A 21,905-nucleotide genomic window follows, 5' to 3' on the forward strand; every position below is an offset into this window, starting at 1 on the left:
TATGAAAACAAACACCATTTTCAGTGTAATAGCTTGCTTGGCTATGGTTTTATTTTATTCCTGCGTACCGGACGATGCTGTTCCGGAACACTCGGGAAATCCTGAAGAACCTGTTTTTTCTTCGGAACATCCTTATAATCTCAATGTCATATACTTTGTTTCGAATGATCGGGAAGTGAATGCGGACTATGAGCAACGGATCAGTAAAATTATGCTCGAAGGGCAGCGTTTTTTTGCGGACTGGATGGAACACTGGGGCTATGGTTCCAAAACGTTCGGGTTGCTCAGGGATGAAAATATGCAGCGTGTAAAAATACATCTTATCCATGGAACAAAGAGTTCTGACAGTTACCCTTACGAGGGTGGAGCTTCTGCTGTAAAAGAAGAAGTAGAGGCCTATTTTTCGGAACATCCGGAAGAAAAAACCAGTGATCATAACCTCATTATCTGTGCTGTAAACGAGAAGCTTGATGAAGGAGAAGACATGGAAGTTGGCGTTCCTTTTTACGGGATAGGCAGAGATGCTTATGCCCTCGATTATCCTGGAATGAGTTATGACAATCTCGGTGTGGGGGGAGATGTGGGCTGGAAAGCAACAGTATGGATAGGAGGGTTGTATCATGAAATGGGACATGGACTGAACCTTCCGCATTGCGGTTCGAAGGTAAGCGAATCCGAAAGTGATGATTACGGTACGTCGCTTATGGGGGCAGGTAATTCCACATTTGGTATCAGTCCTACTTTCCTGGCACAATCCAGTGCAGCCATAGTGAATAACTGTCAGGTTTTCTCTGAAGAGAACGGAATGTTTTATACGGATACAAATGCATATATAGACAGATTGAGTGCCGGTTATGAAAATGGTGATATTATCGTTACCGGATCTTATGTGAGTGATGTTCCGGTGACTGATATTACGTATTATCATAAAGTCGGCACAGACTCCGGGGGATACCGGGCCATAACATGGGTAGGAGAACCTACCGGAGAACAAAGCTTTCAAATGAGAATGCCCATATCCGAATTTCAGGAAAGGGGAAATGAGGAATATACGTTTAGCATTATTCTCCATCACGAAAACGGAAACAATACCTGGACTGATTTTAGCTATGCTTTTCAATCGGATATTCCGGATATCCATATAAGTATCGGACAGCAAAATGTATATGACAAAACAAATTGGCAGATAATTGATGTTAGTTCCGAGGAAACCGTAAATGAAAACGGAGCGGTTGCCCATGTACTGGACGGAAACCCCCAGACCTACTGGCATTCCCGCTGGAATACGGATACGCCCGGATATCCTCATTATTTCGTAGTAGATATGAAAGAAGAACTTCAGTCAAAGGGATTTGTTATATACCAGAGAGTAGGAAGGCGTGCCATCAATGCATATGAAATAGAAGTAAGCAGCGATAGTATGGCCTGGGAAACCCTGGCAGAAGGTTCATTGGAGGATACTTATGAACAGGTGATAACACTTGCCGGGGAAACGAAATTCCGTTATTTCCGTTTTACCGCAAAATCCTCTCATGACGGGGAACCGTTTGCTGCGTTGGCAGAGATCGGCGTATATCACTGATAATAATGCTGTTTTACAGCCCGGATCCTATTATTAACCCTTAATCCAAATACTTATGAAATGTTCTTATGAAAAACTAAAGTGGTTTGTATTGTTCCTGGTCATTGCCGGGAGCATATTTTCCTGTGACGTACCCTCCGCAAACGAACCGGAAGAACCCTCGGTTCCCGGTGAAGAAGAGATTACTGCCGAAGGGGTCCTGGAGTTTGAAGAAACACCTTCCGGAACGGCAGAGGCCGCAAGATTGGGACAATCGAACCCGGCCTCTGATTTTTTGCCTACAGGTTTTTATCTTCCGCCGGATACCGAACTGGTGGTAAAGGTCGATCCCGTAGCGTCCGGGAGCGGAACACCGGTATTGCTCATCGGGTCGTATTCCCGGTATGAAGCCAAGTGGAATCCGACACAAGTTTCATTGACAGCAGGTATCAATACGATAACCGGAGACGAATACGGTGGTATAATATACGTGAGATATCATGCCGGCGAAGGTAGTGCGGCCTCCGGAAAAGTCCGTATCGAATTTATGAACGGGCATCAGCCCATGCCGTATTTCGTTTACGGAGAAACGACCAACGGGCAGTGGCAGACCATGCTCGATACCTGGACGGAAGCTCCGGATGTACTTCTGGTAAGCAATAAGGCTATGATCGTAGCATCAAGGGATAAGGCCTTGGAATACCGCGATGAAGATCAGAACAGCTTGCTTGCCATTGCAGAACAGATACTGGATGCGGAAGCAGCAATAAGCGGTCTCGACGGTTCTGCTCCGGAACATCAAAGAAATGTACATCGTCTGTTGATGACCGAAACCGATATGGAAGACACATTCATGGCTGCTACATGGTACCGGACCTGGTATCACAGGGATGTTGTCAATAACATCCTTACGGTAGAAGGACTCGGACAGGATGGATGGGGTCCCTGGCATGAACTGGGACACATGCACCAACAGGGATCCTGGACCTGGGACGGACTGGGAGAAGTTACGGTTAACATCTATTCCCTCGCTGCGGAAAGAGCCATGGGGGTAACTCCTTCCCGGCTGGTGAGGGATGGAGTCTGGTATGCGGTGACAGATTATCTTGCGCTTCCCGATGAAGAACGGGACTTTAACAGTAGTGCTGCCGGACTGTTTGTAAGGCTCGGAATGTTTCAGCAATTGTGGTTGGCCTACGGAGACAGTTTTTTTCAGCAGTTGCATAAGGAGACACGGGAAGAACAGGCGGATCCGGGGAGCACGGAAGCAAAAATGCGCTATTTTATGCTGAAAACATGTGAGATCACCGGAAACGATCTTGGAGAATTTTTCCGGAAATGGGGATTGAAGGTCAGTTCGTCCGTTTATGATGAGATATCGGCATTGAACCTTCCTGCTCCTGAAGAAGATCTTACAAAACTCACCGATGATCCGGACTGGGAAAGCAGATGGCTCATTGCCGGTTACAGCTCGCAGGAAACGGGAGGCGAAAATGGTAGAGCTTCTAATGCCATAGACGGAGATCCGGCTACATACTGGCATTCGCAATGGTCGGGAGATAACCCTGCAGTGTACCCGCATTATATAGCAGTGGACATGAAAGAAGTAACCACCCTAAACGGTTTTACACTGACACAGCGTGACGGACAGCGCAAAGTGAAGGATATAGAATTGCAGGTAAGCAATGACAACAATAATTGGGAAAGTATCGGTGATTATGTGCTGGATGACACCGAAATGGCCCAAAACATAGATTTGCCGGAAAGCAGATCGTTCCGGTATTTTAAAGTAATTATGAAATCTGCCTACGACGGACTTCAATTTGCTGCATTGGCAGAAGTTACGGTATATTGATATGCTTAACCTATAATGTTTGTAAAGGCCCGGAGATGATCCCGGGCCTTTTTTACTTACTGAAAACCAGGAACTCCGGTTGCAGTATCGCAATTTTATCCCGGGTATTAGCCATAAGATTTTTTGCGATTATGGTCAGGGATCCGGAACGGCGGTGTTCCCGGTACCCGGCGTCACAACAGGTACATGATGCAGATGAGGACATAGTTATTTGTTTTTTGAGGTTAGCATATTCCGGTGCCGGCCCGAAGGCGTTTACCGGTTAACATATTTTTCGACCGATCCGGGAATTTCGATGCCCGGCGGAAGTAAAGGGTCACTGACGGGAGTTTCCATAACTTCGGTTACCGGGATGACCCCGGCCCATAGCGGAAGTAGATGGTCTTCTTTATCGTCGACAACGCCTTCTGCACGTATTTTGGCAGAGGCCGTGTCTATGCTTATCTCCAGAACGCGTGTGGCACGGAGTTCTTTGTCGTTGGGCTGCCTGACGTGATCCCAGTGATCCGGAACCATATGATTGATAATATACCGGAGTGCATGCATTTTTTCCGTGTCATCTTCTACGGCCCGGACACTCCCGAATATATTGACCGACCTGTAATTGGCCGAATGATGAAATGCCGAACGGGCCAGTACCAGTCCGTCGAGGCGGGTGACCGATACACAGGCTTTTTCCGCTTCGAGCAAACAGGCCATCATCCGGTTTTTCAGCGAACCGTGTATGTAAAGTTTGTCTCCGTCGCGTCCGTAAGCCGTAGGGATCACAAGAGCCTGACCCTGCCAGATATAGGCGATATGGCACAAAAAAGTATCGTCGAGAATACGGTATATTTGTTCCTGGTCGTAGGTAGCTCTTTTCGGGCCACGGGTGACTTTGTTCAGAGCGGAGATGTTGTAATCGGACATAACATGTCTGTTTTAAGATTGTGGTTTTACTTTACCGGCTACGGTTCCGTTTTTCTGCCCGTATTTATCCGGTGTGGTTTTCTGGGTATCCCCGGAAAACTATTAGGTATAGGGATGTTCTTCGATGAGTGTTATGGCTTCGTGGCGTACGGGAAAATTACACGAGTTGGCAATAAAACACAGTTTACCTGCCTGGTGGTGCAGGTCGTTCACCTTGGCTTCCATAGACTTTTCACGTATAGTAACCCTGGGACGTAGGGTAACACAGGTAAAGTGCCCGCCACCGTCTGCCGTTTCCTTCATAAAGCCTGTCGCCCCGTCCTCATAAGCCGTAACGACCACTCCGGCCTGCGAACACAGATGTAAAAACCAGAGCATGTGGCAGGAGGCTATGGAGGCTACGAGAAGTTCTTCCGGGTTATGACGCGATGCATCTCCGCGGAATGCAGGATCGGAAGAACCGCTAATAGCTGCTTTGCCCTCGCATATAATCCTGTGATTACGGTTATAGGAACGATAATCGGTGGTACCGGACCCCTCATTTCCTGTCCATTCTACAAGGGTTTGATATTCATGTGTTTTACTCATCTTTTTATATTGTCGATAGATGTTTAACCCGAAAATTTTGATTTGTTTATTCAAAAGTAGTAGTTTTATGGGGTGTTTTAGTGGTCCGGTTTTGATATATAAAGTAGTCCGGTTATGATTCCTTACAAAACGATTATCCGATTAGATAAAAAATCCTGTACTCCCTTGTACATCCAGTTGTGTAACCAGTTGATACAACTGATCAAATGTGGAGTTCTACCGCCTTCTTCCAGACTTCCCGGAACACGGTGGATGTCGGACACGCTTGGTATTCACCGAAAAACGGTGATTGCGGCTTATGACGAACTGGTCACCCAGGGATGGACGGAAGCCTCACCGGCCAGGGGAACATTCGTAAACAGCTTACTTCCCATTGTGGAAAAACGTCCTATACCCGGGGAAAAATGGGGGGAGGATACGCTCAAAATACAGCAGACTTCCGGCTTCTCCTTCGTACATCGAAAACACCTGGACAGCACCGATGCCAGGTTTCCGGAGGAAGGGCTCATCGTATTTGACGATGGTGTCCCGGACAACCGGATTGCCCCTATTGAGGAGATTGCCAGAGCATACCGGAATGTTGCGCGAAAATCCTATAACCGGAAACATTTGTCTTATGGTTCGGTTTACGGCAACAGGGAACTCCGGGAAGCTTTGGCCGCTTACCTCAATGATACAAGAGGGTTGCATACCACTCCGGAGAATATACTGATAACCAGGGGAAGCCAGATGGGGATCTACCTGTCGGCGAGGTTGCTTCTTGGAGAAGGCGGTATCATGGTGGTTGGGGAGACCAATTACAGGTCGGCCAATAAGGTGTTTACAGAAGCGGGAGGGAAACTGGAGCGTATCCGCGTAGACGAGTGTGGTATCGTTACGGACGATGTAGAGAAAATATGCAGGAGCAGAAAGATCAGTGGTGTATATGTCACTTCTCATCACCACCATCCTACCACGGTTACACTTTCTGCAAACCGGAGAATGCACCTGCTGGAACTGTCAAAGAAATACGGTTTTGCTATTGTAGAAGACGATTACGATTATGATTTTCACTACAGCAATGCTCCTATTTTGCCCCTGGCCAGCAGTGATACGGGGGGAAATGTTATTTATATAGGAGCTTTGTGCAAGATCGTGGCCCCGGCCATACGTGTGGGATATATGGTGGCGCCGCAGGATTTTACAGACGAAGCTTCACGGTTACGAAGGGTGATCGACAGACAGGGCGATCCGTTACTGGAACTCACACTTGCCCATATGTTCCGTGACGGAGAGATACAGCGGCATAGTAAGAAAGCCCTGAAAATGTACCACGAACGCCGGAACCTCTTTTGTTCCCTGCTCCGGAAAAAACTGCACTGTTATTTCGATTTTCAGACTCCGGAAGGGGGGATGGCCGTATGGGTACGGTTGCGCGGTAATTATTCATGGGATGAAATAAAAGAAGAAGCCCTGAAGAACGGCTTGCGGATCGGGGGCTCCTGCGGAGATGAAAACGATCCTGTCGAACCTCCTTACCCCGGCACACGTATGGGATTCGCTTCCCTGAATACGGATGAGATCCGGGAAGCCATCGGGCGCCTTGAGAAAACCATGAAGAGTATAGGCGAAAAGGCGCTCTGATTCCTGGGATATGGACCTCAGATTTTTTAATTCTTTCTTGCTTTTTTATCCTCAAAAAGTAAATATGGAAAACGGTTTCCATAAAAAAACCGCCTGAATAATATCAGACGGTTTTTTTTATATATCATTTTTTCCGGTTGGAATGAAGGGAACTTTAACCTTCGAATCCTCCCATGTCATCATCGCCGTTACCGCCTCGCTGGCCTCTTTCGCGTTCCTTTTTGTTGGGCTGATTGAAGCGATAGGTGAAAGACAGCGTAAACTGTCGCTCTCTCCATTGGTTTTCACTTTCCCTGAGGAAGGTCTCGGTGGTGGTATCCGTGCGCATTTTTCGCGAGTTGAAAAGATCACTTACGTTAAGTGAAACCGTTCCTTTATCCTTGAGAATATCCTTGCTGAATGCCAGGTTGGTAGAAAACATTCCCTGGTTTTCGTTCTGTGAGTTCCGGGAAGGGCCACGGTAAAACAATACTGTCTGAAAATCGACTTTCCACGGGAGATTTACCTTGGAGTTGAGCCGTGTAAACCAGCTGGTATTGTCCGCATCAAAGCTCTGATCATTATAACTACCTCTGAGTTCGGAACGGAAGATATTGAGGTCGGTATTCAGTCTCCACCAACGGAAAGGCGAATACATGACGGCAAATTCCAAGCCGTAGCGGCTGTCAGTCGCCAGGTTGATGGGCGTACGTCGCAGTATAGGGTCGCCTTCATTGGTCAGCTCACCGGTGGCTTCACTGATAAACTGGAATACATCGGTAGCATGCTGATAATACACGGAAGTGTTGAAAGTAACATGCTGCCATTGCTTGAGATAACCTATGTCGAAAACATCGGAATAGCTGGGATCGAGATCGGGATTCCCCTCAAAAAAGTTGGTCTTGCTCTCCCTGGAAGGGAAAGGGTTGAGAAAACGCGACCACGGACGTCTGATACGGCGGTTATAGCCGAGTGTTACGGTTTCGTTCTCGCCGACTTCATATCCTAAATTGACGGTAGGGAACAGTTTGCTATAGTTCTTTTTGGCATCGAGGTCGTAGCCTTCCACGGCCACGGAAATATCGGTGATCTCCGTACGAAGCCCGAGTAAGACATTCATTTTGCCGAAGAACTTGGTGCCGTATTGTACGTAAAAGGCATGGACATCCTGGGTGTAGTCAAACAGGTTGGTCAGATCCTGGTTGAGAAAAAAGTCGCCGTTGGCATCCTGGTTTTCAACCCGGTAATCGTTGGACATGTCCATAAGTTCACCACGGTACCCGGCTTCGAACTGGGTATTTTCTCCTATGGGATAAACATAATCGGCCTGCAACAGTATATTCCGCTGGTCTTCGAGAGTGCTCAGTCTTTCGAAAACCGTGGAGTCGACGGGCATCGTGGTATGTTCCCTGATCAGGGAACGCTCGTCTTCCTTGTTGTCACTGTGCTGTAACATTACCGAGAGTTCATGCCCGTCCTCGTTGAATTTATGGATGTAGTTGAGGTTGAATTCTATGGTCTTGTCCAGTTCGTCCTCCGAAGTGTTACGGAAAACGTGGCTGGTGAGTTCGCGGTCTGCATTGAACTTGTCCGTATAGTTCCGGGTAGTATTATCACCGTCGTTATTGCGGAAAAATACCGAACCTACGATAGAGTTTTTATCATCGATATCATATTCGATACCGAAGTTGGAGTTGAAGGAATTCCGTTTCCTGTTGCGTTCCCGGGTTTCGTTGAGAAACCTGTTCGGAATAGTATCCGAAAGATATTGTGTCCTGTCGAAGGAATTCCCCGGAGAATCCCTGTAGTTATATCCTGTTGTCGTAAAGAAATTGAACTTCCCGGTACGATAGTTCAGGTTGGCAGAGATCCCGTGATTATCCGGGGTACCGGTATTGGCCACAAAAGATCCGTTAAAACCGCTCAGCTTTCCTTTTTTAAGGATAATATTCAGAATTCCACCTGTTCCCTGGGCATCATATCTGGCGGAAGGGCTGGTAATGACTTCTACTTTTTCAATGGCATCCGAGGGTAATTGCTGTAATACCTGGGTAGCACTTTGCCCTACCATACTGGAAGGCCTCCCGTTGATAAGAATACGAACGTCATCGTTTCCGCGCAGGCTGACGTTCCCTTCTGCATCGACAGAGACCGAGGGCACATTATCGAGAACATCCGATACGGTACCACCGCGTGTGGTGAGGTCCTGTCCGACATTGTATATTTTTTTATCCAGTCGTAATTCTACCGTGGTTCGCTGGCCTACGACTTCTACTTCATCGAGTTGCGCGATATCGAGAGAAAGCGGGATAACACCGAAATCCCTGGATTTGGTGATGGATTGATTTTTTAGTGTGAAGGGGCGGTAAGAAATGAATTCTACACTGATGTCATAGTTTCCGGGGCTTACTGTTACATTGAATTTTCCATCCAAATCGGTCATCCCTCCGGTAACAATATCAGGATCGTCAAGGCTTTTGAGAACCAGAGTGGCAAATTCCAGGGGTTCCTGTGTTTCTTCATCGACGACCGTCCCCGTGAGTGTGACCGAATTTTGGGCAAAAGAGTATTGCAAAAGGAAAATACTCAGTAATAATAAGAATTTTTTCATTACTTGGGTGAGTTACTTTTTTAAGGTTTTTTTAGTTAGATCGTAAAAGTAGGTCAAGGTTTAAGGGCATTTGGTTAAATGTTTGTTAAATGTAAAATTTAACACTTAAGGCTGTAAACCCTTTGTTTTATTGGAGATAACGCAAAAAATAACCGCCGCGTTTAAACGCGGCGGCGGTCCTTTATATTTCGTATAACCTGAACCGGGAATTATCCCAGGAAAGGGTAACGATAGTCTTCCGGAGAGACAAAAGTTTCCTTGATAAGTCTCGGGGATGCCCATCGCAGCAGGTTGAGCATGGAACCGGCCTTATCATTGGTTCCGGAAGCCCGTGCACCCCCGAAGGGTTGTTGTCCTACGACAGCACCGGTAGGTTTGTCGTTGATATAGAAGTTACCTGCACTGTTCTGCAATGCTTTGGTAGCCTCGTCTATGGCATAACGGTCTCGGGAGAATACCGCACCTGTTAGTCCGTATTCCGAAGTGTTGTCTACCAGTTGCAGGGTTTCCTTCCAGTCCTCGTCTTTATAGACATAAACGGTAACCACGGGGCCAAAGAGCTCTGTAGTCATGGTTTTGTATTTCGGATTGGTGGTGAGGATAACGGTGGGTTTTATAAAATACCCCTTGGATTTGTCGTAATCTCCACCGATGATCACTTCTGCATCACTGTCGGCTTTAGCCTGATCGATATAGCTGGCCAGTTTATCAAACGAACCTTCGTGGATCACTGCGTTGATGAAGTTATTCATGTCTTCCGGTGAACCCATTTTAAAGGATTCTACATCTGCTTTTACAAAATCGAGTACTTCCTGCGCAATAGATTCGGGCAGATATACTCTCGAGGCCGCACTACATTTTTGTCCCTGGAACTCAAAAGCACCCCGGGAGATCGCCGTAGCCACCTGTTTGGGCCTGGAATCGGGATGAGCGATGATAAAATCTTTTCCGCCTGTTTCCCCGACGATCCTCGGATAGGTTTTATACGTGTGAATATTAGCTCCTATCTTGGCCCAGATATTCTTAAATACATTGGTCGACCCGGTGAAGTGTATCCCTGTAAAATCGGGGCTTGCCAGTACCGTATCCGTAATCATGGCCGGATCACCGTACACGACATTGATAACGCCGTCAGGTACGCCGGCTTCCCTGAAAACATCGACGATAACCTTGGCAGAGAATATCTGACTGTCACTGGGTTTCCAAACCACAACATTACCCATCATGGCAGCACTTGCAGGAAGGTTACCGGCAATGGCGGTAAAGTTGAACGGCGTTATGGCATAGACGAATCCTTCGAGCGGACGATATTCCACACGGTTCCATACCCCTTCGGAAGATTCGGGCTGATCGTTGTATATCTGGGTCATGTATTCGACATTAAACCTCAGGAAGTCTACGATCTCACAAGCGGAGTCTATTTCGGCCTGGTGTATGTTTTTGGATTGTGCTATCATCGTAGCAGCGTTCATCTTTGCCCTGTACGGTCCCGCGATAAGGTCTGCGGCACGAAGGAAAACGGCAGCGCGTTGTTCCCAGGTAAGTGCGGCCCATTGCGTACGGGCTTCCAATGCTGTAGCTATAGCTTTTTCTATATGTGACTTTTCGGCAAGGTGGTATTTCCCGACCACATGCTGATGATCATGCGGTGGTGTAATAGACTTCGTATTTCCGGTACGGATCTCCTCGTTACCTATATACAGCGGGATATCTTCCGATCCGTTGAAATACGTCTTATACTGATTTAACACCTCTTCTCTTTCCGGGCTCCCGGGGGCGTATGACTTTACGGGTTCATTGACCGCCACAGGAACGTGAAAAAAACCTTTTCCCATTTCTCAGATTAATTTTAAGCGTTTAGTGTATCTTTTTTGCGCCCCGACAGGGCAGGAAATATTGTGTAAATGGACAATATGCAGCCAAAGGTAATAAATAGCAAAGGGTTAGAAGAGCATTTAACAAAGAAATTTCACAAGGGGTGTGAAGGCTTTCGTAAACCGTAAAATACAAACGTTCCCCCCATTTCGGGAAGGGTTTGAAAGATGACGAATGCCGGCAGGTCCTGTAAAGTTTATTCGAAATCGAGGCTGGCCGAATTCACGCAGTACCGTGTTCCGGTCTCTGTAGGACCATCGTCAAAGACATGTCCCAGATGCCCGCCGCAATTTGCACAGCGTATCTCGGTGCGGATCATACCGTGTGAGGTATCTTTCAGGTACTCGATAGTACCGTCGATAGCTTTGTCAAAACTGGGCCATCCGCAACCACTCCGGAATTTATGTGTGCTTTCGAACAAAGGTGTTTTACAGGCAGCACAACAATAGGTGCCATTTTCGAAATGCAGGTTGTAGGCTCCGGAATGTGGAAATTCGGTACCTCCCCGGCGGAGTACCCGGTAGGCTTCCGGGGAAAGCTCGGCTTTCCATTCGTCTTCGGATTTATGTATGGGGTACTCTGTGTTGGACATGATCAGTACATAAAAGAGTTTATAATTTAAAGATATAAAAAATAAAGCCGACTAAAAAAAATTGATTGGTCGGCCTTAAATTTTGATTTGAACTTTTTTATCTTCAGATAAAGGTCAAAATTAATTTTTAATTTCGATTTGTTTGATTTGCTCTGGGTTCAAAGCTTTTAAAACTTCATCGAAATTGGAAACATTCAGACCTTGGGCATCCGGATTGGGGATGATTACAATTCTGAAAATCTGATCTTGGGTATATTCTGATGCTAAACCGGATAAATCAAAATTCCCATCTATAAAAATTTCCGTATCTATGTAATTATGCTCAAAGGTGTAGTAAAAAGTGCCCTCATCCGGAGTGTAAGTGAGAGGAAGAAGAGCCCACGAATCGGCTGTAGTACCATCATTAAACTCTACACTGCCCTGGAGCCTATAGACAAGAACAGCATCAGTATCGAGTATTTCAAAATCTGTCTCATCTGCGAAATTTATTATTGCAGAGTATAAATTTGTAGCCGGATCATAGGAAAGATCAACAGGGCCTGCTTCAAATATATGACCGTTCAGGCCATCCAACCCGTCCTGTCCGGGAGGTCCCTGATCTCCTTCACAGGAAACAAAAACCAGTGCGCTTACCAATACTAATGCAAGAATTTTTTTCATCGCTTTTTCGTTTTAAATTTCGTTAAAGTTAATAATTTTCTCTATTACCCTGGTGTCGCCGAGAATTTTTCTATGTCCCAGCCCTTCCGTAATCATCAATTCTCCTTTGTTCAGATGCTGTACGATGTGTTTTGCGGCACTCAGGGGTACATCTTTGTCTTCTTTGTCATGGATAACAAGAACGGGGATATGAACATCACGGGCTGCGATGCTGGCAGAGAGCTGGTTTATGTCAAATCCTACACGCTGGTCAAAAGAGGTTTTGAGATTGTGCCCGATTTCCGGTTTGAGCCCGAGGGTTTTTACAAAATCGACAGCGATATCCGATACCATATCTCCGGCACCGATGATTACGGCCTTCCTGGCCTGTAATCCTCTTTTTAAGGCATTGAGTACCGTCATTCCCCCGAGAGAGTGCCCGATAGCGATATCGAACGGTCCGTATTTTTCTTCGAGAAACAGGACCGCATCTATAAATTCGGACATATTGGATGTTTTTCCGGCTGCTTTTCCATGTGCCGGTGCATCAAAACTTATGGTGGTATAACCTTGCCGGACCAGGGTATCGGCAATTTTGACGAGTTGTGTACCCCGGCCGCTCCAGCCGTGGACGAGCAATGCTTTTTTAGCTCCCTTACCGTATGTGTATACCACGATTTCCTTTTGGAGACCGGGGACGGTTTCCCTGGTTTGCGTACTTTCCTCATCCATGTGTTGTTCCCGTTTCGGGAGTTTGTACTTTAATGGCGTGGTAAAGAGCCTGGTCGCAAATTTTGTAGCCAGGGCAGGAGACATCGATTGCAGAAATTTACCGGTGTATTTAATCGAACTCGGTATTTCTACAGACTGCCGGTATTGCTCTTTGTTGGCCTTATCTTCCATAATCAAAGGATTAAAAGGTGCAAGTTAAGCCATTGTTTTCAGGATTCCATACACCGGAAGAGGTTTAACAATACGTCGTTTATCCGGGTTTTTCGGTTTTTCGGTTTTTTTTCTGATGCTTTTTGTCGATTTCGGTAAGGGTTTTGCCCCGGTCCCTGCCGTAAAAAAGGTGTTTGGGACTTCCGATGATCTGTGCCGAATAAATACCGGAATGCCCGGAAAACAAATAGGCGGTTACACAGGCCAGGGCTATAAAGACCCCGCTTTCGATACCGAAGAGTTCAATGCCCATAATGGTACAGGCGATAGGGGTATTGGTAGCACCGGAAAATACGGCTACGAATCCCATTCCGGCCAGAAGGGCTGCCGGAAGCGGAATAAACAGGGCCAGTGCATTTCCGAGGGTAGCCCCGATAAAGAACAAGGGGGTTACTTCCCCTCCTTTGAAGCCTGCTCCCAGCGTAAATGCCGTAAAGAGTATTTTAAGCAGAAAATCGTAAGGAGGAAGCTGGTTTTCGAAAGCCTCCACAATAGTGGGGATACCCAGCCCTATGTATTTTGTAGTCCCTATAAAATAAACAACAACAGCGAGAACCGCTCCTCCGACGACAGGTCGTAATGGCGGATATTTTATTCCCGAACCAAAAAGGGCACTGAAAAAATGGGTAGACCGGGAAAACAGTAAAGCAGCCAGGCCGAAAATAATGCCTGCACATACGGCCCAGAGCAGAAAAGGCAATTGCATGTCGGGGACGAGGTCCACGTGATAATGGGTGTGTTCCACCTGCCACCAACGGCAGGCATAATCGGCAATTACAGCCGTGATAAAACTGGGAAGCAGGGCTTCGTAGCGCATTCTCCCGATAACCAGGACCTCAAGTGCAAAAATAGCCCCGGCGAGAGGTGTGCCGAAAACGGAGGCAAATCCGGCACTGATCCCGATGACCAAAAGGATTTTCCGGTCCCTGGGCCGCAGCCGGAATATCCGGGTAAACTGGTCGGCAATGGCTCCGCCCATCTGTACTGCCGTACCTTCCCGTCCGGCAGAACCACCGAAAAAGTGTGTGGCTACCGTACCAAAAAGTACAAGAGGGGCCATTTTGAGCGGAATAATCTGTTTCGGACTGTGAAACTCCTCCAGGAGCTGGTTGTTGCCTTTTACTACGTCCTGCCCCCAGTAATGATAGCTAAACCCGATGAGTAGTCCGCCAAAAGGTAATAACCATATAATCCAGGTATGGGTTTCGCGGAAATCGGTAGCCCATTGCAATGAAAATAAGAGAAGGGCAGAAGCCGATCCGGCCAGAATACCTACCAGGGCAGATAATATGATCCACTTACCGATAAAAAATAAGGAAGGGAGTTGTTCTACGGAACGCAGCTTTCGGGAAACTTCTTGTCTGGTCATGAATAGTACCTGTTATAAATTACACATGAAATGCCATGCACCACTGTGGTGATGGTCACGATAACAGGCGCCATTATCCCTTGTAAAAGGGCGGTTCAGGGCAGACACCATTGCCACTGATTTTACAGTGTTCAAAATTAGTTAAAATTTCGGAATCTACGGATAAAATTTAATACAAACCGGGGTGTTCACTGCTGTTTCGGAAGCGTATTCCAGTTTTCCGGTGTTTTCATCGATAGTAAACCGGGCAATATTCCCGGAATTCTGATTGGCTGCATACAGTGTTTTTCCGGAAGGATGGATGGCGAAATTCCGAGGGAATTTTCCGTGAACAGGTTGAAACTGCACGACAGATAATTTCCCGTTTTCCGGGTGTATGGCATAGACCACAATACTGTCGTCACCGCGGTTGGAGCCATAGAGGAATCTCCCGTTGGGATGTATATGGATGTCCGCACCACTGCTGGTTCCTTTAAAATCTTCCGGTAATGTGGATAGGGTTTGTATTTCGGAGAGAATTCCTGTTTCACTGTCAAACGCATAAGCGTTAACGGTATTGTCGAGCTCATTGATAAGATATGCGTATTTACCGTTTGGATGAAATGCGATATGACGAGGTCCGGCCCCGGGTCTGGTGGCTACGAACCCATCGGAAAGCGGAAGGAGTTTATGTTGTTCACGGTCTATCCGGAACGTCCATATTTTATCACTGCCCAGGTCGGGGACATAGGCAAAGCGATTATCGGGGGAAAGAAAAAGAGAATGCGGGTGCGATTCGGCTTGTCTGCCTTTATCCGGTCCGGAACCGTGTAACTGCACGGCATCTACAGGTGTGAGCATTCCTTTTTTGTCTCGTTTATACATTTTTACCACACCGCCGGCATAATTCACGGCAAAGACATAATCGCCCTTCCTGTCAAGTCCCACATAGCAGGGAGCCTTGGCATCCGTGGATATTTCCTGTAGATGTACCGGGTTCCGGAAATCGCTGAGGTCATAGACATGTACAGCACCGATTTCCCCTTCCCTGCCAACTTCGCTCACCACATACAGGTTGTTGCGGTCTGGCGAAACGGCGAGGTATGACGGATTGGTGACTTCTGCGGCTACTTTTTGTTTTAGCAGGGAGGCGTCATCTTCGTTGCGTTTCAGTAAATAAACCCCTTCGGCCTGCCCGTTGACAAAACCTTCGTCGCGGGTGTACGTACCTACAAAAGCATAGGAAGCTTCTCGGGGCATAACTGCTGTGAGGCCTTTTTCGGGATCCGAAGACTTCTCAGTTTTATTTTTTTTTTCCTTACATGCCATTAGTACCAGGGAACACGTAACGAGAAAGACTACTTTTTTTATCATGAGGAAGATCGATTTAATATCTGTGTTTCTTTATATCCTGCCCGAATGTCAACAGATTGTTATCAGGATCGAGTATAGAAAATTCCCGTTGTCCCCATAACTTGTTTTCCAGCGCCCCATTCGGATGGATACTTATATTTCTTTCCAGCAATTGCTGGTACAAGGCATCAATAGTATCGGTTCTGATATAAACCTGTCCGTAATTTTCTTTCGGATCAAGATCGACGAATTCAAAAAAATGAAGCTGAACGCTGTCTTTCTCTATCATGAGATAACCTTCGAAATCGGCCTGTCCGAATTCTTTAAAACCGAGTTTACGCAGATAAAAATCTCTGGTTTGATTTTTGTTTCGCATGGGTAATTTCGGGTGAATAGCTTTGAGCATATCATAGTTGTTCTGCATGTGACCGAAAGGTGTAAAACCCGGATTTTACATCGGTAACTCGTATTGATATGTTCAAAAATAGGTAATTTTTGTATAAGATCTTTACGACGGATGTGTTTCATAGTTTTCCGGAAGGTTAATTCCTGCGCGATGAGGGAAAATACGGCGTTTAAAATTGCAGAATGTCTTAATTTTTAATATATTGCAAAAGTAAATAATTCAATATTTGATTTGGTATACCTTTTTTTTAACCTTAATTTTTAAATTTTAGTTAGTTATGTCATTTAAAGCAACTTTAGAAGTAGGCGGTAAAAAAGTAAACATTTTACACGCAAACTACGATCTGGCACAAGAAGTAGATGCCACAGGACGACCATCTTCCGTAACGCGCGGAGGAAGAATATATTTAACTGTTGAATCTTCCGGAGACTCTTTCTTTTTTGAGTGGATGACCAACAATTTCGAACGTAAAAACGGTGTTATCACCTATATTAAGCGGGATACCGATGCCAAACTCAGGGAAGTACACTTTACCGAAGGGTATCTCGTAAAATACAAAGAAAATTTCGAGGCTGCAGGGAGAAATCCCCTGACGGAAACGTTTACCATTTCGTGTCGTATGATCTCCAGCGGAGGCGGAGAACATGTCAACGAATGGGTGTAAGCACACTTTCCCCGATCTGATATTATTTATATAGAAGATCAAATCAAATGTTGCACAGGGGAGGTGCCGAAACTTCCCCTGTATTTTTTAAGATTCTTTCCCGGACAATACTAATCGATCAGGATACGAAAAGATCCCTTTCTTACTCCTGAAGCTTTTGAACAAGGTATGTGTTGTATGCAGAAGTCCAATCCGTGTGGATATTACAGTCTTCTCCAACAGTACCTCTGAATGTGATGCATATTTATGTAACGATCGGTATATTGTAAGAAACGATTAAAATCAGCTTCAAATCATGAGTTTTTTATCAAAATTTGCTTTGGACGGACAGGAGATGAACGTACTTGACTACGAAATCATGTTCGACCAGGATTCGGATATCAGCGATAAACCGTCTTCCGATCCCCGTGGCGGAAAAATACGTCTTGTCGTAGAACTGACCAGGAGTACGATGCTTTACGAATGGATGATCAGCAGTTCGCAAACCAAGAACGGCAGGATTATCTTTTACAAACGGGATGCCCTGAGCAAGCTGCGCGAAGTGGAGTTCAGACACGGTTATTGTCTGAATTATCGCGAGCGGTTTTCTGCCGACAGCGATAAACCCTTGCGGGTGCAGATCCTTATTTCTGCCAGAGAAATAGTAATTAACAGTATTCCTTTTACTAAAAACTGGGCTTTACGAACATAACACTACTTTAATTTACAGCATTATGAATGATGCCCTGACACAAAGATTACTTCGGATAACAGCAGATCATCATCAGCGACCGATGCTGATGACCGGGCATCGTCATGTCTGTCGGGATCCACTCGCAGAAGAAGTTTATGACGATGCATTGTATAGTATGGAAAATAATATGCCGGATATTATGAACGATCCCTACGACCGGAGCGAGGAAAAATTCGGAGTTACGACACGGGAAGAGGTTATTGTGGTTGTACCCGGAAGGTTGAACAGGGAGCAGGTTATTAAACTACATATCTGCACGGATAGCAGTGATATGCTAAACCATATAGAAAATAATACCAGGCGGCTGAGGTCATGGTTAAAAGGTTGCTTTTCAGGTTCCGAAATCCCCTGGCAGATCAGTAGAATGCAAAAGCAGTATATGTCCGGGTTGGGAAAATCTCCGGAGACGGTTATGACCTTGACAGCTACAGGTATTGAGGGTCGTAATACGGATACCGGCAGGAATACCCGTTTATCTTTTTACCGTGGAAATGTGGCAAAAGATGCTCGAAGTATAAACCTGCGTTACGCTGGAAGAAATTAAAGCTTTATACAACCGAAACCGGTAGTAGAGCGACATTAAACAGATTGGAGTAAAACCAGCATGAAGCATAACCCTTACACCGTTGGCGAGATATACGCATTACTCACAATGTGGATAAGTGTTATGGGGTCTTGTGTCGGGAAAATTGTCTTATAATATGATCTCAAGGCCGGGTACGACCGGTTTTTCCGATATAGATAAAAGATATGTCTTTCTTCATGTAGGGATTGATGTGAAAGATACTGCAAACTAAATTGTTATAAATAATGAAAGCGAGAAACAGCCTTTTATGATTGTTTTGATAAAAAACTAAAGAAACGCCCCGAATTATATAGAAAACATGAACCAAAAATAACAGCTATGGCTACTCAAACCAGTGTAAAGATCCGTATAGACGGTGAAGATGTCATCGAGTTTGATAACCTCGAAATAACCCAGCAGATTCACGGACATCATACGTTCTCCTTTGTCGAAATATTTAACAAGGGGTTCTCTCAGAATGCGCTCGACAGGATGCAGCGCTATATCGGTTGCATGGCCTATATCGAAATTGTTCCCAAAAATTTTGCTGCCGGAGAAGCACATGTCTTTCACGGGGTCGTGACGGATGCCAGTCTTGCACGTGCCGGAGGTGATGCGGGGGGAATTGTGATCTCCGGTCACAGTCCCACCGTGTATATGGACGGGATACCCCGCACCCGGAACTTTGTAGGCGATAGCTTTTCCAAGATCATTCATGAAGTGACCCGTTCGCATACGGGAAAGGTGAAATTCAGCCAGAATGCGGAAGACGAACAACCGGATTATATCGTGCAGTACAAAGAAAGTGATTTCGATTTTCTGCGAAGACTGGCACAGAAAAAAGGGCATTGGTTTTATTTTAACGGGGAAGAGCTCATTTTCGGAAAACCCCGTGGAAAACAGGTGTCACTGGAATACGGGCATACGCTGGAGGAGTTCGACATCCGGGTTAGTGCGCGTCCCCTGGGATTCCGGTATTCGGGTTATGAAGCTACCGCAGCGGAGGTACAACAGGCCCGTTCTTCGGAACTACAAAAGAATTTTCAGGGCGTATTACAACATATGGTAGAAATGTCCGAAAAAATGTATCCCGAAGGAGAAACAGGATTGTACTATCACCATCCCATCTCGGAAGGAAACGCGCGTAATCATTTGCTGGACAGGGTGAAGATCCAGCGAAGGGGTAAAGAGGCACGCCTCGTTATGGCTACCGGTATATCCGAGGATACCCGGTTCCGTATCGGGGACATTATCGGTATCAAGGAACCTAAATTCGGACTTACACAAAACCCGAGTGATCTGGTCCAGGAAAAGTATTACGGGAATTATTATGTCATAACGTTACATCATCACTGTGACGGAAAGGGGAATTACAGTAATGATTTCACTGCGGTCCCCGATTCGGTAGACGTACCTCCCTATACCGACATTTTTGCTCCGCCTGTAGCAGAGACCCAATCTGCCGTAGTGACGGATAATAACGACCCGAAAGGTTTGGGAAGGGTTAAAGTGAAATTTCACTGGGATTATGAGAGCCCGTGGATACGCATGGTACAACCGCACGGCGGGGGGAATAAAGGATTTTATTTTATTCCGGAAGTGGGAGAAGAAGTACAGGTGGCTTTCGAAGGAGGTAATGCCGAGAAACCTTATATCACAGGGACACTCTATAATGGCGGACAATCGAGCGGATATGCCACTGCCGAAAACGATTTTAAGGTCATCCATACCCGCAGCGGCCACATTATTAAACTCAGTGATGCCCAGGGAGCGGAAAGCATTACGATTACGGATAAGAACAAGAACACTATTTTTATCGATACCGTAGGAAATAATATCGATATTACCGCTAATGAAACCATGACCCTGAATGCTAAAAATATGCAGATCAATGTCGAAGAAGACATGGATATACAGGTGGGAAATAACAAGTCGGAAATAGTGACCAACGATTGCATGTTCAGAGCCAACAATCAGGATATAAAAGTTAACGAAGAGATCAAAATACTCAGTACTACCTACAGGCAACAGGCACAGGAAATAGCTACCGATACCAGTGGAGAGATCAAGACCAATGCAGGTGGACTCATCACTATTGCCAGTGCGGAGGGTGTGGATTACGGAGAATAAAAAATAACAGAACGTTATGGAAACCTCAAATTCTATCGTATTAATAGCAGAAAGAGCAGATACTCCGCAGGAAGAACCGGTAAATGTGTTCAGTGGTGTGCAGGTGCAGTCTTCCCGGGTTTATGTCGGAGATTCCAGTTATGAAGAACATCTTTCGGAAGATGCTGTCAATGTAACGGTCGGTGTGTTTTTTGACGGAACCTGGAATAACAGGAATAATACCGATACCAGGCTGGAACATGAAAAAAGACAGCAAAACCAACCTTTCGATGCCAGTCTTGCCGATAAATACATAGCAGGAGAAAACAGTTTTGAGAACTATCATTCCAACGTAGCGCGGCTGGAACCTTTTTATGAGATTATCAATGAAGAAAAACAGAAGCAACTGGCCATTTATATCGAAGGTATAGGTACGGAAGACTATGAAAAAGACACTACTTTCGGAGGGGGATTCGGAACGGGAAGCGCAGGAATTCGTCCTAAGGTCCATAAAGCCTGTGAAAAGATCGTAGAGAACATAGGCCAGAGAAATCTTTTTGAAATTGATTTACTGGTTCTGGATACCTACGGATTCAGCCGGGGAGCGGCTGCTGCACGAAACTTTGTGCACGAAGTCACCCGGAAAGAAGGTGACATCAAACAGGTTATACAGGGGAATCCCCGTACACCCCCGCAAATTATCAGGTATGCGGCAGACAGTGGCGCTTTGGGAGAAGCGTTGCTCGAAGAAGGGATTGAGGTAAAGATGATCGTCGTACGTTTTGTCGGACTCTATGATACCGTGGCCTCTTATGGGCTGATTCACAGTAATGATACGCAGGAACTGAGTCTGGATGCGATAAAAAAAGCCAGGAATACTTTTCAACTGGCTGCTGCAGACGAACACCGTGTGAATTTCAGCCTCACCAATATCGCAAGCACCGGGGGGAAGGGAACGGAAAAGTCACTTCCGGGAATGCATTCCGATATCGGAGGAGGGTATCCGGATACGACCGATGAGGAATGTTTCCTAAACCGGAATGCTTCCATAGCTAATCTCGAAGCCGATCGCGATTTTCTCATCGCACAAGGTTGGTACCGGCCGGAAGAGATTGCTATAAATACGTTTTGGGGAAACCTTCATGGAAATCGGGTTGGCGTCAGTGGAAAGTACGGAGATATCCCTTTACATATTATGGCCGAATTCAGTATAGATAAAAAAGTGGTTATAGATCTGTCCAAACTCAGCAGAAAACATACGGTTACGGGGGAGCTAAGGAATATAAAATCCCGTTTGGATGCCTATGTGAAAGGAGAACAGGGACCGATGATTTTCGAAAATGCCGAAGACAGGGAATTATTGAGATGGTTGAGAAACAGGTACCTGCATTTTTCGGCACATTACAGTAACTGGCTTCCCGGCCCGGCATCGGTTATGCGCCCCAACTGGGAAAACGGCCAGAGAAAGCGTGTCATACATAACGGATAGGTATAAGGATGCAAGCAGACAGATTAAAACAACGGATAGTTATAATACTCACTACAGGAATATT

The 21,905-nt window shown here is 45.9% G+C and carries 19 protein-coding genes and 1 riboswitch; of the genes, 8 read left to right on the forward strand and 11 right to left on the reverse strand.

Features of this window, described 5'->3' with window-relative positions:
- The first annotated feature begins 1 nt into the window (after position 1).
- On the forward strand, positions 2-1,582 hold the full coding sequence (locus tag BT112_RS11915; protein ID WP_072317606.1) for a discoidin domain-containing protein: 1,581 nt from the start codon (positions 2-4) through the stop codon (positions 1,580-1,582).
- Positions 1,583-1,637: 55 nt separating this feature from the next.
- Positions 1,638-3,416 (forward strand): M60 family metallopeptidase, encoded by a 1,779-nt coding sequence (locus BT112_RS11920; protein WP_083564904.1) that lies wholly within the window; start codon positions 1,638-1,640, stop codon positions 3,414-3,416.
- Positions 3,417-3,468: 52 nt separating this feature from the next.
- Here the strand turns inward: BT112_RS11920 and BT112_RS21865 are convergent, their stop codons facing one another.
- The 3 genes from BT112_RS21865 to BT112_RS11935 all read right to left on the reverse strand — a co-directional run bounded on the left by BT112_RS21865 (position 3,469) and on the right by BT112_RS11935 (position 4,913).
- Entirely contained in the window at positions 3,469-3,621 is a 153-nt protein-coding gene (locus tag BT112_RS21865; RefSeq protein WP_175545789.1) for a hypothetical protein, read from the reverse strand.
- A gap of 50 nt (positions 3,622-3,671) precedes the next feature.
- A complete protein-coding gene (locus BT112_RS11930; RefSeq protein WP_072317609.1) occupies positions 3,672-4,325 on the reverse strand; it encodes a pyridoxamine 5'-phosphate oxidase family protein in 654 nt (217 codons plus the stop codon).
- A 102-nt stretch (positions 4,326-4,427) separates the two neighbouring features.
- Entirely contained in the window at positions 4,428-4,913 is a 486-nt protein-coding gene (locus BT112_RS11935) for an OsmC family protein (RefSeq protein ID WP_072317610.1), read from the reverse strand.
- Between the two features lie 114 nt (positions 4,914-5,027).
- Here BT112_RS11935 and pdxR point away from each other — a divergent pair, with 114 nt between their 5' ends.
- Positions 5,028-6,536, forward strand: a complete 1,509-nt coding sequence (gene pdxR, locus BT112_RS11940) for a MocR-like pyridoxine biosynthesis transcription factor PdxR (RefSeq protein WP_072317611.1) — start codon at positions 5,028-5,030, stop codon at positions 6,534-6,536.
- Positions 6,537-6,690: 154 nt separating this feature from the next.
- Here pdxR and BT112_RS11945 read toward each other — a convergent pair whose 3' ends face one another.
- The 8 genes from BT112_RS11945 to BT112_RS11980 form a co-directional block, all read right to left on the reverse strand.
- Positions 6,691-9,126, reverse strand: coding sequence for a TonB-dependent receptor (locus tag BT112_RS11945; RefSeq protein ID WP_072317612.1), 2,436 nt, complete (start codon positions 9,124-9,126; stop codon positions 6,691-6,693).
- Between the two features lie 209 nt (positions 9,127-9,335).
- Positions 9,336-10,961: an L-glutamate gamma-semialdehyde dehydrogenase gene (gene pruA, locus BT112_RS11950; RefSeq protein ID WP_072317613.1), complete on the reverse strand. Its 1,626-nt coding sequence runs from the start codon at positions 10,959-10,961 to the stop codon at positions 9,336-9,338.
- 236 nt (positions 10,962-11,197) lie between these two features.
- The gene (msrB, locus tag BT112_RS11955; protein WP_072317614.1) at positions 11,198-11,593 is read right to left on the reverse strand and encodes a peptide-methionine (R)-S-oxide reductase MsrB; all 396 of its coding nucleotides are present in this window, start codon (positions 11,591-11,593) and stop codon (positions 11,198-11,200) included.
- 120 nt (positions 11,594-11,713) lie between these two features.
- Positions 11,714-12,253, reverse strand: coding sequence for a hypothetical protein (locus BT112_RS11960; RefSeq protein WP_072317615.1), 540 nt, complete (start codon positions 12,251-12,253; stop codon positions 11,714-11,716).
- Positions 12,254-12,265: 12 nt separating this feature from the next.
- Positions 12,266-13,135 (reverse strand): alpha/beta hydrolase, encoded by an 870-nt coding sequence (locus BT112_RS11965; RefSeq protein ID WP_072317616.1) that lies wholly within the window; start codon positions 13,133-13,135, stop codon positions 12,266-12,268.
- Positions 13,136-13,214: 79 nt separating this feature from the next.
- On the reverse strand, positions 13,215-14,543 hold the full coding sequence (locus BT112_RS11970) for a voltage-gated chloride channel family protein (RefSeq protein WP_072317617.1): 1,329 nt from the start codon (positions 14,541-14,543) through the stop codon (positions 13,215-13,217).
- A 57-nt stretch (positions 14,544-14,600) separates the two neighbouring features.
- Positions 14,601-14,667, reverse strand: a riboswitch (Fluoride riboswitch).
- 32 nt (positions 14,668-14,699) lie between these two features.
- The gene (locus BT112_RS11975) at positions 14,700-15,782 is read right to left on the reverse strand and encodes a lactonase family protein (protein WP_175545790.1); all 1,083 of its coding nucleotides are present in this window, start codon (positions 15,780-15,782) and stop codon (positions 14,700-14,702) included.
- 127 nt (positions 15,783-15,909) lie between these two features.
- The gene (locus tag BT112_RS11980; RefSeq protein ID WP_072317708.1) at positions 15,910-16,281 is read right to left on the reverse strand and encodes a bleomycin resistance protein; all 372 of its coding nucleotides are present in this window, start codon (positions 16,279-16,281) and stop codon (positions 15,910-15,912) included.
- Positions 16,282-16,558: 277 nt separating this feature from the next.
- On the opposite strand from BT112_RS11980, the gene tssD (BT112_RS11985) reads away from it, so the two are divergent.
- The 5 genes from tssD (BT112_RS11985) to BT112_RS12005 all read left to right on the forward strand — a co-directional run bounded on the left by tssD (BT112_RS11985) (position 16,559) and on the right by BT112_RS12005 (position 21,841).
- Entirely contained in the window at positions 16,559-16,945 is a 387-nt protein-coding gene (tssD, locus tag BT112_RS11985; protein WP_072317618.1) for a type VI secretion system tube protein TssD, read from the forward strand.
- A 295-nt stretch (positions 16,946-17,240) separates the two neighbouring features.
- The gene (tssD, locus tag BT112_RS11990; RefSeq protein ID WP_072317619.1) at positions 17,241-17,636 is read left to right on the forward strand and encodes a type VI secretion system tube protein TssD; all 396 of its coding nucleotides are present in this window, start codon (positions 17,241-17,243) and stop codon (positions 17,634-17,636) included.
- Positions 17,637-17,658: 22 nt separating this feature from the next.
- Positions 17,659-18,222, forward strand: a complete 564-nt coding sequence (locus BT112_RS11995) for a hypothetical protein (protein WP_139276160.1) — start codon at positions 17,659-17,661, stop codon at positions 18,220-18,222.
- 360 nt (positions 18,223-18,582) lie between these two features.
- Positions 18,583-20,373, forward strand: a complete 1,791-nt coding sequence (locus BT112_RS12000) for a type VI secretion system Vgr family protein (RefSeq protein ID WP_072317621.1) — start codon at positions 18,583-18,585, stop codon at positions 20,371-20,373.
- 16 nt (positions 20,374-20,389) lie between these two features.
- Positions 20,390-21,841, forward strand: coding sequence for a T6SS phospholipase effector Tle1-like catalytic domain-containing protein (locus tag BT112_RS12005; protein ID WP_072317622.1), 1,452 nt, complete (start codon positions 20,390-20,392; stop codon positions 21,839-21,841).
- Positions 21,842-21,905: the final 64 nt, after the last annotated feature.

It is taken from the genome of Sinomicrobium oceani, from assembly GCF_900119185.1.
Taxonomy (GTDB): domain Bacteria; phylum Bacteroidota; class Bacteroidia; order Flavobacteriales; family Flavobacteriaceae; genus Sinomicrobium; species Sinomicrobium oceani.

Coding starts and splice junctions, on each gene's coding strand:
- BT112_RS11915 (WP_072317606.1), top strand. CDS start 2: ATGAAAACAAACACCATTTTCAGTGTAATAGCTTGCTTGGCTATGGTT.
- BT112_RS11920 (WP_083564904.1), top strand. CDS start 1,638: ATGAAATGTTCTTATGAAAAACTAAAGTGGTTTGTATTGTTCCTGGTC.
- BT112_RS21865 (WP_175545789.1), bottom strand. CDS start 3,621: ATGTCCTCATCTGCATCATGTACCTGTTGTGACGCCGGGTACCGGGAA.
- BT112_RS11930 (WP_072317609.1), bottom strand. CDS start 4,325: ATGTCCGATTACAACATCTCCGCTCTGAACAAAGTCACCCGTGGCCCG.
- BT112_RS11935 (WP_072317610.1), bottom strand. CDS start 4,913: ATGAGTAAAACACATGAATATCAAACCCTTGTAGAATGGACAGGAAAT.
- pdxR (WP_072317611.1), top strand. CDS start 5,028: ATGATTCCTTACAAAACGATTATCCGATTAGATAAAAAATCCTGTACT.
- BT112_RS11945 (WP_072317612.1), bottom strand. CDS start 9,126: ATGAAAAAATTCTTATTATTACTGAGTATTTTCCTTTTGCAATACTCT.
- pruA (WP_072317613.1), bottom strand. CDS start 10,961: ATGGGAAAAGGTTTTTTTCACGTTCCTGTGGCGGTCAATGAACCCGTA.
- msrB (WP_072317614.1), bottom strand. CDS start 11,593: ATGTCCAACACAGAGTACCCCATACATAAATCCGAAGACGAATGGAAA.
- BT112_RS11960 (WP_072317615.1), bottom strand. CDS start 12,253: ATGAAAAAAATTCTTGCATTAGTATTGGTAAGCGCACTGGTTTTTGTT.
- BT112_RS11965 (WP_072317616.1), bottom strand. CDS start 13,135: ATGGAAGATAAGGCCAACAAAGAGCAATACCGGCAGTCTGTAGAAATA.
- BT112_RS11970 (WP_072317617.1), bottom strand. CDS start 14,543: ATGACCAGACAAGAAGTTTCCCGAAAGCTGCGTTCCGTAGAACAACTC.
- BT112_RS11975 (WP_175545790.1), bottom strand. CDS start 15,782: ATGCCCCGAGAAGCTTCCTATGCTTTTGTAGGTACGTACACCCGCGAC.
- BT112_RS11980 (WP_072317708.1), bottom strand. CDS start 16,281: ATGCTCAAAGCTATTCACCCGAAATTACCCATGCGAAACAAAAATCAA.
- tssD (WP_072317618.1), top strand. CDS start 16,559: ATGTCATTTAAAGCAACTTTAGAAGTAGGCGGTAAAAAAGTAAACATT.
- tssD (WP_072317619.1), top strand. CDS start 17,241: ATGAGTTTTTTATCAAAATTTGCTTTGGACGGACAGGAGATGAACGTA.
- BT112_RS11995 (WP_139276160.1), top strand. CDS start 17,659: ATGAATGATGCCCTGACACAAAGATTACTTCGGATAACAGCAGATCAT.
- BT112_RS12000 (WP_072317621.1), top strand. CDS start 18,583: ATGGCTACTCAAACCAGTGTAAAGATCCGTATAGACGGTGAAGATGTC.
- BT112_RS12005 (WP_072317622.1), top strand. CDS start 20,390: ATGGAAACCTCAAATTCTATCGTATTAATAGCAGAAAGAGCAGATACT.